At 61.3% G+C, this 12,199-nt stretch carries 8 protein-coding genes; all 8 read left to right on the top strand.

Going from position 1 to position 12,199, the window contains the following annotated elements:
* Window positions 1–19: 19 nt before the first annotated feature.
* The 8 genes from glpK to E5221_RS22610 all read left to right on the top strand — a co-directional run bounded on the left by glpK (window position 20) and on the right by E5221_RS22610 (window position 12,136).
* Window positions 20–1,519, top strand: a complete 1,500-nt coding sequence (glpK, locus tag E5221_RS22575) for a glycerol kinase GlpK (protein ID WP_247846489.1) — start codon at window positions 20–22, stop codon at window positions 1,517–1,519.
* Window positions 1,520–1,795: 276 nt separating this feature from the next.
* Entirely contained in the window at window positions 1,796–2,551 is a 756-nt protein-coding gene (gene glpR, locus E5221_RS22580) for a DNA-binding transcriptional repressor GlpR (protein ID WP_247846491.1), read from the top strand.
* 252 nt (window positions 2,552–2,803) lie between these two features.
* Window positions 2,804–4,336, top strand: coding sequence for a glycerol-3-phosphate dehydrogenase (glpD, locus tag E5221_RS22585; protein ID WP_247846492.1), 1,533 nt, complete (start codon window positions 2,804–2,806; stop codon window positions 4,334–4,336).
* 119 nt (window positions 4,337–4,455) lie between these two features.
* Window positions 4,456–8,604 (top strand): NEL-type E3 ubiquitin ligase domain-containing protein, encoded by a 4,149-nt coding sequence (locus E5221_RS22590; protein WP_247846493.1) that lies wholly within the window; start codon window positions 4,456–4,458, stop codon window positions 8,602–8,604.
* Between the two features lie 322 nt (window positions 8,605–8,926).
* Window positions 8,927–9,844, top strand: a complete 918-nt coding sequence (locus E5221_RS22595) for a glutamate/aspartate ABC transporter substrate-binding protein (protein WP_061550358.1) — start codon at window positions 8,927–8,929, stop codon at window positions 9,842–9,844.
* A 142-nt stretch (window positions 9,845–9,986) separates the two neighbouring features.
* On the top strand, window positions 9,987–10,733 hold the full coding sequence (locus E5221_RS22600) for an amino acid ABC transporter permease (protein WP_015271574.1): 747 nt from the start codon (window positions 9,987–9,989) through the stop codon (window positions 10,731–10,733).
* On the top strand, window positions 10,734–11,405 hold the full coding sequence (locus E5221_RS22605) for an ABC transporter permease subunit (protein WP_013973970.1): 672 nt from the start codon (window positions 10,734–10,736) through the stop codon (window positions 11,403–11,405).
* Entirely contained in the window at window positions 11,402–12,136 is a 735-nt protein-coding gene (locus E5221_RS22610) for an amino acid ABC transporter ATP-binding protein (RefSeq protein WP_003258023.1), read from the top strand. The genes E5221_RS22605 and E5221_RS22610 overlap by 4 nt, the downstream gene beginning before the upstream one ends.
* Window positions 12,137–12,199 lie beyond the last annotated feature (63 nt).

A 12,199-nucleotide genomic window follows, 5' to 3' on the forward strand; every position in this document is an offset into this window, starting at 1 on the left:
TTTCGCAAGGCCTACGACCATGACAGACACCCAGGATAAGAACTACATCATCGCCCTGGACCAGGGCACCACCAGTTCGCGGGCCATTATTTTCGACCGCGACGCCAATGTGGTGGGGACCTCCCAGCGCGAGTTCGCCCAGCACTACCCGCAGGCGGGCTGGGTCGAGCACGACCCGATGGAAATCTTTGCCACGCAGAGCGCGACCATGGTCGAGGCCTTGGCCCAGGCGGGCATCAGCCACGCCCAGGTCGCCGCACTGGGTATCACCAACCAACGTGAAACCACCGTGGTGTGGGACAAGGAAACCGGCCGCCCGGTGTACAACGCCATCGTCTGGCAGTGCCGCCGCAGCACCGAGATCTGCGCCCAGCTCAAACGCGACGGCCATGAAGACTACATTCGCGAAACCACCGGCCTGGTCACCGACCCATACTTCTCCGGCACCAAGCTGAAGTGGATCCTCGACAATGTCGAGGGTGCCCGCGAACGCGCCGAGCGCGGCGAGCTGCTGTTCGGCACCATCGATACCTGGCTGATCTGGAAGTTCTCCGGCGGCAAGGTGCATGTCACCGATTACACCAACGCCTCGCGCACGCTGATGTTCAACATCCACAGCCTGCAGTGGGACGACAAGCTCCTGGAAATCCTCGGCATCCCACGGCAGATGCTGCCCGAGGTACGCCCTTCCTCCGAGGTCTACGGCCATACCAAGAGCGGTATCGCCATTGCCGGTATCGCCGGTGATCAGCAATCGGCACTGTTCGGCCAGATGTGCGTGGAACCGGGCCAGGCCAAGAACACCTATGGCACCGGCTGCTTCCTGCTGATGAACACCGGTGACCAGGCGGTGAAGTCATCCCATGGCCTGCTAACCACCATCGCCTGCGGCCCGCATGGTGAAGTGGCCTATGCGCTGGAGGGCGCCGTGTTCAATGGTGGTTCCACCGTGCAGTGGCTGCGTGACGAACTGAAGATCGTCAACGACGCACTGGATACCGAATACTTCGCCAGCAAGGTCAAGGACAGCAACGGCGTATACCTGGTGCCTGCCTTCACCGGCCTGGGTGCCCCGTACTGGGACCCGTATGCCCGTGGCGCACTGTTCGGCCTGACCCGTGGCGTGAAGGTGGACCACATCATCCGCGCCGCGCTGGAATCCATCGCCTACCAGACTCGCGACGTGCTTGACGCCATGCAGCAGGATTGCGGCCAGCGCCTGTCCGAGCTGCGCGTAGACGGTGGCGCAGTGGCCAACAACTTCCTCATGCAGTTCCAGGCCGACATCCTCGGCACCTGCGTAGAGCGGCCGAAGATGCGCGAAACCACGGCGCTGGGGGCGGCCTACCTGGCAGGCCTGGCCTGTGGCTTCTGGAGCGGCCTGGACGAACTGCGCGACAAGGCGATCATCGAGCGCGAGTTCAGCCCGCAGCTGGATGAAACGCAGAAAGAGAAGCTGTATGCCGGCTGGAAGAAGGCAGTCGACCGTACCCGTGACTGGGAAGATCACGAGGCCTGATCCTACCTGACAGGCGCTACACCACGTGTAGGAGCGGCCTTGTGTCGCGAAAGGGCCGCAAAGCGGCCCCAGGATTTTCGTGTCATTGCAAATGTTGCTGGGGCCGCTTCGCGGCCCTTTCGCGACACAAGGCCGCTCCTACAAAAAAGCGCCAGCGCAGGCCACAGAATCGATGCAGGGCATTTGTCCCCGCGACCGCCCCGATAGTCTACTGGTCGTAGTCCGCGTCCTACGGCATCATTGCAGCATTTGTCCGGCAGCCCCAAAGGACCGCCCATGAATCTGCCCCCTCGCCAACAACAAATCCTCGAACTGGTGCGCGAACGCGGTTACGTCAGTATCGAAGAAATGGCGCAGTTGTTCGTCGTCACACCGCAAACCATCCGCCGTGATATCAACCAGCTGGCCGAGCTCAATCTGCTACGTCGCTACCACGGGGGCGCGGCCTACGACTCGAGCATCGAGAACACCGCCTACGCCATGCGCGCCGATCAGATGCGCGACGAAAAGCAACGCATCGCCGAATCCGTGGCCCGGCAGATTCCCGACCATGCCTCGCTGTTCATCAACATCGGCACCACCACCGAATCCATCGCCCGGGCGCTGCTCAACCACAACCACCTGAAAGTCATCACCAACAACCTGCACGTGGCCGCGATCCTAGCCGCCAAGGACGATTTCGAAGTGCTGGTGGCAGGTGGCACGGTGCGCCGTGATGGCGGCGTCGTCGGCCAGGCCAGTGTCGACTTCATCAACCAGTTCAAGGTCGACTTCGCCCTGGTGGGCATCAGCGGCATCGACGAAGATGGCAGCCTGCTCGATTTCGATTACCAGGAAGTGCGGGTATCCCAGGCAATCATCGCCAATGCCCGACAAGTGATCCTTGCCGCCGACTCCAGCAAGTTCGGGCGCAACGCCATGGTGCGCATGGGCTCGATCAGCCTGGTCGACTGCCTGGTGACCGACCAGGCGCCAACCGCCGCCCTCACCCAGCTGCTGAACCAGTACAAGATCCGGCTTGAGGTGGTTTGAGGGCTGACAGGCGCATGCCGCAAGGTTTGTCGCGCCTGTGAGATCGAGCGTCGCCCACGCCGCGCTTGATCTCACAGGCGCGATACCTTTCAAACCGATCATCCAAAACTTTCGTAAATGTTCATTTCATTGTCATCTGATCAGTTTTTTCTATAAAGACTGACTGGCGACCAGCTTTCTGTTGCGCTAGTATTTTCGAAAACGAACATAAATGTTCATATTCGATGTGAACAGCACCAGGAGGCCTTGCCCGTGTCCCAGCCCGTTTCGTCCCAGCCCCCAGTCGCCGACTGCTATGACCTCGCCGTGATCGGCGGCGGCATCAATGGCGTGGGCATCGCTGCCGACGCCGCCGGGCGTGGCCTCAAGGTATTCCTCTGCGAAAAGGACGACCTGGCCCAGCACACCTCGTCGGCCAGCAGCAAACTGATCCACGGCGGCCTGCGCTACCTGGAGCACTACGAGTTCCGCCTGGTGCGTGAAGCACTGGCCGAGCGCGAAGTGCTGCTGGCCAAAGCCCCGCACATCGTCAAGCCGATGCGCTTCGTGCTGCCGCACCGCCCGCACTTGCGCCCTGCCTGGATGATTCGCGCCGGCCTGTTCCTCTACGATCACCTGGGCAAGCGCAAGCGCCTGGGTGCTTCGCGCAGCCTGCACTTCGGCCCGGGGTACCCGCTCAAGCCTGCGATCAGCCGTGGTTTCGAATACGCCGACTGTGCGGTGGACGATGCCCGCCTGGTAGTGCTGAATGCGATGGCCGCACGGGAAAAAGGTGCCCATATCCATACCCGCACCCGCTGCCTGCGCGCGGAGCGTGTGGATGGCCTGTGGCAAGTGGAGTTGCAGCACGCTGACGGCCGCCTGCAGACCATTCGCGCCCGTGCCCTGGTCAATGCCGCCGGGCCGTGGGTGGCCAGCTTCATCAAGGACGACCTCAAGCTCGATGCCCCCTACGGCATCCGCCTGATCCAGGGCAGCCACATCATCGTGCCGCGCATGTACGAAGGCGAACATGCCTACATCCTGCAGAACGAGGACCAGCGTATCGTCTTCTGCATCCCGTACCTGGAGCGTTTCACGCTGATCGGCACCACCGATCGCGAGTACAGCGGCGACCCCGCCAAAGTCGCGATCACCGAGCAGGAAACCGATTATCTGCTCAAGGTGGTCAACGCTCACTTCAACCACCAGATCAGCCGCAGCGACATCGTGCACACCTATTCCGGCGTGCGCCCACTGTGCAACGACGAATCGGACAATCCGTCCGCGGTCACCCGCGACTACACCCTGGCGCTGTCCGCCAGTGAAGGGCAGGCGCCGTTGCTGTCGGTATTCGGTGGCAAGCTGACCACCTACCGCAAACTGGCCGAATCGGCGATGGCCGAGCTCAAGCCGCACTTCCCACAGATGCGCGGCAGCTGGACCGCTGGCGCGCCGCTACCAGGTGGTGAGCAAATGACCACGGTGCAGGCTCTGGTAGATGCGGTGCTGGCGCGCTGTGGCTGGTTGCCGGTCGATATCGCCAGGCGCTGGGTGCTGACCTATGGCAGCCGTGTATGGCAGCTGCTGGAGGGCGTGCAAGGGCCGGAAGACCTGGGCCAGGCAATTGGTGGTGGGTTGTTCGCTCGAGAGGTGGACTACCTCGGCAGCAACGAATGGGCCTGCAGCGCTGAAGACATTCTCTGGCGCCGCACCAAGCTGGGCCTGTTCACCAGCGCGGGCGAACAACAGGTGCTTGCAGACTACCTGCAACGAGAGCAGCAGGCGCGAACCCAGGCAGCGTGACTCCCTGGCCCGCCCATACGCGCCAGGCGCAAGCGGGCCATTCGGCGCAGCAGTAACTACCGCCAAACCACATTATCGGCGTGATGCTCTGGGGTCTTTCAAACCCCGGAGAACATCACGTGCGACCCACCGAATACAACCCGTCCTATTCAGTCGACGCCCTGATCGCCCAGCAACTGCCTGACTGGTTGACCAGCGCCGACACAACGCACCTGCAAGCCTACGGCAAGGCCTTGGGTGCACAACAACAGGCAGCGGACAGGCTTCGCCATCTGCTCGAAAGAATCCCTCGCCTCGAAGACTTCGCCCTGCCCCTGCTCGAACGCGCGCTGCGTGAGCAGAGACTGGGGCATATCGACGCGCGACGGGGTCACGTGGTCGTGAGCGAAGAGTTCCAACTACCTTCGGCCGCAGAGCATTTCTACAAGCCGACCGTAATCCATAGCACACGACAAACCCTGCTGGCTGCCGCCCTGCATAACTTCGAAGCACACGAAGCTGAACCGTGGCTGTTGCGTAAAGCGCATCTGGAAAACGAGAAAGGCGAAAAGCTGGCCATGACCTTCGAGCAATTCGTTCGCCTGTGCCGCTCGCTGGATCTGGGCGGCAAGTATCAGGTGCTGCTCAAGACAGTGCTCGAACCCAAGGCTGGGCGGGGCCAGCCGGGCGATCAGGCGCGTACGACAATAAGGCACCTGTTTGAAACCGGCGTACGAACGCGCATGCAAGCAGCGGTTTACGAGGCCAGGTTCAAGCGGCAACTGGATGAGCGGGATCTGCTTCGGCTGCGGTCGATGCTGGAAACCCCTGCGCTCGCAACCTATGGCAAAGGCACGCTGACACCTCGCCAACTCTATCTGCTCGGCAAGTGCGTGACGGGGGTCATCACTCTCGAATGGCGCCCTGCCTTGGCTGCCGACATCGACGAGATCATCGTCTGGATACCCGATGCCCCCGGGCAAAGCCTGTGCTTTTACGACAGTTGGAACGATGTGTACAGCGACCTGGCCACTCGCCTCAAACAGCAGCCATTCCGCAGGTTTTTCAAGCGTTTCATCAAGGCGCGGGACACAAGCGCTTTCGACAAGGAACTTGCACAACGGCTGGTAGCGTCGCCTGGAGCAAAGAAACTGCAGCTCGACGGGCGAAACCTGCCCATAGAGGGGGATGTGTTCGCACATGTACGAGCGCTTTTGCTCGGACGAATGTTCGATGATGCAGCCTACCTGGCTGTGCCCACGGACGTCGAAGACCGCCTGAGCAGACATCAGCGCTTGCAGGGCATGCTCAGCGCCGGGTTGGACCTGCTGGGGCTGGCAGCTCTGGTCGTACCGGTATTGGGAGACCTGCTGCTGGTCGTCAGCGCGGCGCAATTGCTCGATGAAGTCTACGAAGGCTACCAGGACTGGCAGCTAGGTGATCGCCGAGGTGCACTGGAGCACTTGTTCAACGTAGCCCAGGGCCTGGCGACCACAGGCCTGACTGCAGGTGCGCTGCATACGCTGCGACGAATACCTTTTGTCGACAGGCTTGCGCCAACGGTGTTGCCCGGCCGCGGCGTAAGGCTGGCCAGAAACCTCCGCTACCTGCCTGCCGAGGAAGATGTCTCGGTATTATTGGAAGGCCTGCAAGGGGAGCACTTTGCCGACACGTTGTCAGACCATGGCCGGGTGCTTCTGCAGGTCACAGGCCTGTCCGTGGACCAGCTGCGCCGACTTTGCCTGGAGAACGCTCCACCACCCGCGCGGCTGCTAGACATCCACGACCGGATCAAGCTGCACCAGCAGGATCCGACCCTGAAAGGGCTGGCCTTCGAGCAGAAACTTCAGGCATGGCAAACACCGCTATCCATCGACCAGGCCAAGCTGATCGGCGCCTTTCGGGGGCTGTCGCCAAGGGGCGCCCAGGAAGTCATCGACCATGGCAGTAGCGCCCAGATAGAACAGTTGCATGCTTCCGGGCGGATACCACTGAGCATGGCGCAACATGCACGATGGTATGAACATGCCAGCCGTATCGACCGGGCTTGTCTCGGCTTGCGCCTACAGAACCTGGCCAACACCGATAGCGAAATACTGGCGCTACGCCTCATCGAGCGGGAAGCCCCGTGGCCAGACTCAGTACGGGTCGAATTACGCCACGGCGGCCTGGAGGGATTACAGATATTCGCCAGCCAGAGCGAGACCGCGCAGAAGGTACGCACCATTGTCAAAAATGAGCAAGGCTACGCCCTGGCTGGCGAAGAAACCCAGGGCAAGTCCTTGCTGGCAGCGCTCCTGCGGTGCCTGGACGACGAGCAGAAAACCCGGTTGGGGAACCGCAACCTGCAGCTCAGGGAACTGCGCGACAAACTGGCCATGGCAGCCGAACAGGATCGCGACTCCACGGCTGGCCTGCTCGACCTGCCCGGCATCCGCGCAACTGTCAGGCCGCCCCGGCGTTTCGCCGACGGCAGGCTGGCCTATACACTCAGCGGCGGTGGTGAAAGCAGCCAAAGCGCTATTCGCCGAGGGATCCATCAAATATTCCCCACACTCTCCGAACTGCAACTGGACGCTTACCTCGAAGCAGTCCGCCAGCGCGGGGAGAGCTTGTGGGACCATTACCAGGCGCTGCAACGCCAGCTTGCCGACCTGCGCGAAACACTTCGGGTCTGGCAGGCCGGTTGGCAATCTCCGATCGACGCCATTCGCAGACGCCGGGTAGCCGATACCCTTCGCCGCAGTTGGCGGCGCAAACTGGTGGACGGCAACGACCAATATGAACTGACCATAGACGGCGAGCACATCGATGCCTTGCCAGACCTGCCGGAGGGTGTGGAATACCGACACGTGCGCCGGCTGACGTTACGCAACATGCGCCTGCAGCAGATCGATGCGCGCTTCCTAAGGCTGTTCCCCAACGTCGTGGACCTGGACCTGAGCGGCAACCGGCTGACATTGGTTCCCGAGGGCATCGAGGGCCTCAGCCAGCTACGGCGCTTGAACCTGAGCAACAACCTGATTGCGATGGACGCAGCAGGTGGCAGCCGCCTGGCTCAGTTGCAGCGGCTGGATACCCTGATACTCAATTACAACCCCCTCAACGGCATGCCCGACCTCTCGGCCTTGCCACATGTGCGGGACCTGCGCCTGCGAGCAACGGGCCAGGCGGATATTGGCCTGGTCCACCAGAACGTAGCGCTACGCGCCCATATCGACTTGCGCGACAACAGAATCAGCGAGTTGCAGCGCGAGATGCGCGGCTTGCGCCTGCGCCTGCAAAGGCTGAACCTGCATGACAATCCGTTGAGCGAAGGCAGCATCGAGTATCTGGACGAAGCACAGGGTGCCAGCGAAACAGGCGCCCGAGGCAGCGCGTCGTATGCCCACGAGCCAATAGATGAAGAAACCCGTGCAACCTGGGTAGCGTCCAGAAACGAGCTCCTCCGTGCAGAACGGGAGGCAGCCTGGGACCGCCTGAGCGAGGAGCCGGGCTCTGGAGGCCTGTTCAGATTCCTGGCCGACTTTGCCCAGAGCGAAGACTTCGAGGCCCATCCGCGGCATTATCGACGCCGTCTCTGGCACATCCTCGAAGCCTGCGAAAACAATGAAGCGTTACGCGAGCAGTTGTTTCGCGAGGCCGACGGGCCGCGTACCTGCGAGGACCGCCTGTTGCTGCTGCTCAACCAGATGGAAGTGGGCGTGCTGGCCTTCCAGGGCATCGAAGGGGTGCCAGCGGAAATGAGAGAGAGCCACCTGCTGTATCTGGGCGGCCAGCTGCACCGCCTGGACCTGCTTGACGATATTGCCAACCGGCACATCCAGGCCCTGCGCGAAGCAGGACGCAGAGTAGATGAAATCGAAGTTCGGCTTTTCTATCGCCTGCGGCTGACGGGGCCACTTGACTTGCCAGCACCACCGGATGAGATGCACTTCGCATCATTCGCCCACGTGACAACGCGGGATCTGAACGCAGCAGAAATAGAAGTACTGCAAAGCTACAGCACCTTGTCGATGCTGGACGCGCTTGCAGGCCGCCCTTACTGGCAGAACTACCTGCGAGAAACCTATGCTGACCGTTTCGAGGCGACCGCAAGGCCTTATTACGAGCGAATGGAAGCGCTCGAGGCACGGGCCGTGGCCGGCCAGGAAGCGGGCTATGAAGACCAGGCCAGGGTTTTGATGCGCGAACTTGCCGCCGAGGAGTCAGTGCTGATACGCACCCTCACTACCGAGGCCTGGGCGCGCTGGAACCAGACGCCGAAAGAGCGGCTCATGCCCCACTGACCAGGCTGGCAGCACTGCGATCAGGCGCTGCATGGCAGCGGTCCTGATCGCTCGTGCATTGCGATGCAGGGCTGGCAAATCCGTTCGGATTTCCGAACGATTAACCGCTATTCATTCGGTATGGCGAATGAAACTTACCGTCACACGATGAAAGCAAAAGGTTGATTCCCAATGAATTCGAGGCGTTATGATCAATGCCAGAGCTTGGCACGACTCATGCTCTACACTTGGTAGCCGAATGCAATCGTTTATTTCTGTATTCGTTGAACGAAGAGTCCGCCAACGGCTCCATAAAAAAAACAAACACGTCGAGGAAAATTTGATGCGCATCGTTCGTCAATTGCTGGGCGCCGCCATCGCGGCCGCCGTGATCGCTTCGCCGGCCATGGCCGAAGAACTGACCGGCACCCTGAAGAAGATCAAGGAGTCGGGCACCATCACCCTGGGCCACCGCGACTCCTCCATCCCGTTTTCCTACCTGGCCGGCAAGCCCGAGCCCGTGGGCTACTCGCATGACATCCAGCTGGCTGTCGTCGACGCCCTGAAGAAGCAGCTGGGCACGGACATCAAGGTCCGCTACAACCTCGTCACCTCCCAGACCCGCATCCCGCTGGTGCAGAACGGCACCGTGGACCTCGAGTGCGGCTCCACCACCAACAACATCGAGCGCCAGCAGCAGGTCGGCTTCTCGGTCGGCATCTTCGAAGTCGGTACCCGCCTGCTGACCAAGGTCAAGGACGGTCAGCCGGCATACAAGGACTTCCCGGACCTGGCCGGCAAGAACGTGGTGACCACCGCCGGTACCACCTCCGAGCGCATCCTCAAGGCGATGAACGCCGACAAGCAGATGAAGATGAACGTGATTTCCGCCAAGGACCACGGTGAAGCCTTCAACATGCTCGAAAGCGGCCGCGCCGTGGCCTTCATGATGGACGACGCCCTGCTCGCCGGCGAAATGGCCAAGGCTCGCAAACCGTCGGACTGGGTCATCACCGGTACCCCGCAATCGTACGAAATCTACGGCTGCATGGTGCGCAAGGATGACGCGGCCTTCAAGAAAGCGGTCGATGACGCCATCGTCGGCTACTTCAAGTCGGGCGAAGTCAACAAGAGCTACGACAAATGGTTCCAGCAGCCAATCCCGCCAAAGGGCCTGAACCTGCAGTTCCCGATGAGCGACGAGCTGAAGAAACTGATCGCCGAGCCGACCGACAAGGCTGCGGACGAGAAGAAGTCCTGACTCTCAGATAGTGGCCTGGTGCTCAACAGTACCAATCAATACTGCAGGCCACTCATTAGTGTCTAACCTTTCATCCGAGGGCGCCAAGCGCTCTCGGATGCTCGAAGGTGCCCGTGAAACAATCGTCTGAGGGGAAATCCCGATGAATTACAACTGGGACTGGGGCGTGTTCTTCAAGTCCACCGGCGTGGGCAGCGAAACCTATCTGGACTGGTACGTCACCGGCCTGGGCTGGACCATCGCCATCGCCATCTCCGCCTGGGTCATCGCCTTGCTGCTGGGCTCGGTCCTCGGTGTCATGCGCACCGTGCCGAACCGTTTGGTATCGGGTATCGCCACCGCCTATGTGGAGCTGTTCCGCAACGTACCGCTGCTGGTGCAGCTGTTCATCTGGTACTTCCTGGTGCCAGACCTGCTGCCAGAAGGCCTGCAGGAATGGTTCAAGCAGGACCTCAACCCGACCACTTCGGCGCTGATCAGCGTGGTCATCTGCCTGGGCCTGTTCACTGCCGCCCGCGTGTGCGAGCAGGTGCGTACCGGCATCCAGGCGCTGCCCCGCGGCCAGGAAGCCGCCGCCCGCGCCATGGGCTTCAGCCTGTCGCAGATCTACACCAATGTGCTGCTGCCACAAGCCTACCGGATCATCATTCCGCCGCTCACCTCGGAATTCCTGAACGTGTTCAAGAACTCGTCGGTGGCGTCGCTGATCGGCCTGATGGAACTGCTGGCACAAACCAAGCAGACCGCTGAGTTCTCGGCGAACCTGTTCGAGGCCTTCACCTTGGCCACGCTGATCTACTTCACCCTGAACATGGGCCTGATGCTGCTGATGCGCATGGTCGAGAAGAAAGTCTCGGTGCCCGGCCTGATTTCCGTAGGGGGCAAATAAATGGACATGGATTTCAGCGAAATCATCCCGGCCCTGCCTGCCCTTTGGGAAGGCATGGTCATGACCCTGCAGCTGATGATAATGGGCGTGGTTGGCGGCATTGTACTGGGGACCATCCTGGCCCTGATGCGCCTGTCGTCGAGCAAGCTGCTGTCGAACGTGGCCGGCGCCTACGTCAACTACTTCCGCTCGATCCCGCTGCTGCTGGTAATCACCTGGTTCTACCTGGCGGTACCATTCGTGCTGCGCTGGATTACCGGCGAGGACACCCCGGTAGGTGCTTTCACCTCCTGCGTGGTGGCATTCATGATGTTCGAGGCCGCGTACTTCTGCGAAATCGTCCGCGCCGGCGTGCAGTCGATCTCCAAGGGCCAGATGGGCGCCGCCCAGGCCCTGGGCATGACCTACGGCCAGACCATGCGCCTTATCATCCTGCCCCAGGCCTTCCGAAAGATGACGCCACTGCTTTTGCAGCAGAGCATCATCCTGTTCCAGGACACCTCGCTGGTCTACACCGTGGGCCTGGTGGACTTCCTCAACTCGGCACGCTCCAACGGCGACATCATTGGGCGCTCCCATGAGTTCCTGATCTTCGCCGGTGTCGTGTACTTCCTCATCAGCTTCTCCGCTTCGTGGCTGGTCAAGCGCCTGCAAAAAAGGATCGCCGTATGATTTCCATCAAGAACGTAAACAAGTGGTACGGGGACTTCCAGGTACTGACCGACTGCAGCACCGAGGTCAAGAAGGGTGAAGTGGTGGTGGTCTGCGGCCCGTCGGGCTCGGGCAAGTCCACCCTGATCAAGTGCGTCAACGCCCTGGAGCCGTTCCAGAAAGGTGACATCGTGGTCGACGGCACCTCGATCGCCGACCCCAAGACCAACCTGCCCAAGCTGCGTTCGCGCGTTGGCATGGTGTTCCAGCACTTCGAGCTGTTCCCGCACCTGTCCATCACCGAGAACCTGACCATCGCCCAGCGCAAGGTGCTTGGCCGCAGCGAAGCAGAAGCGACCAAGAAGGGCCTGGCCCTGCTCGACCGCGTCGGCCTCGGTGCCCACGCCAAGAAGCACCCCGGCCAGCTGTCCGGCGGCCAACAGCAGCGCGTGGCCATCGCCCGCGCCCTGTCGATGGACCCGATCGTCATGCTGTTCGACGAACCGACCTCGGCCCTGGACCCGGAAATGGTCAACGAAGTACTGGACGTGATGGTCGAGCTGGCCCACGAAGGCATGACAATGATGTGCGTGACCCACGAAATGGGCTTTGCCCGCAAGGTGGCCAACCGCGTGATCTTCATGGACAAGGGCAACATCATCGAGGATTGCCAGAAGGAAGACTTCTTCGGCAACCCGAGTGCCCGCCACGAACGTACCCAGCACTTCCTCAGCAAGATCCTGCAACACTGATTTTGCTTCACTGAAGCGGTCGGCGCCGCTGCCCTTCGGGCAGCAGGCGCTGGTCGTGACAAG

It is taken from the genome of Pseudomonas sp. A2, from assembly GCF_023100865.1.
In the GTDB taxonomy this organism is placed as follows: domain Bacteria; phylum Pseudomonadota; class Gammaproteobacteria; order Pseudomonadales; family Pseudomonadaceae; genus Aquipseudomonas; species Aquipseudomonas asiatica.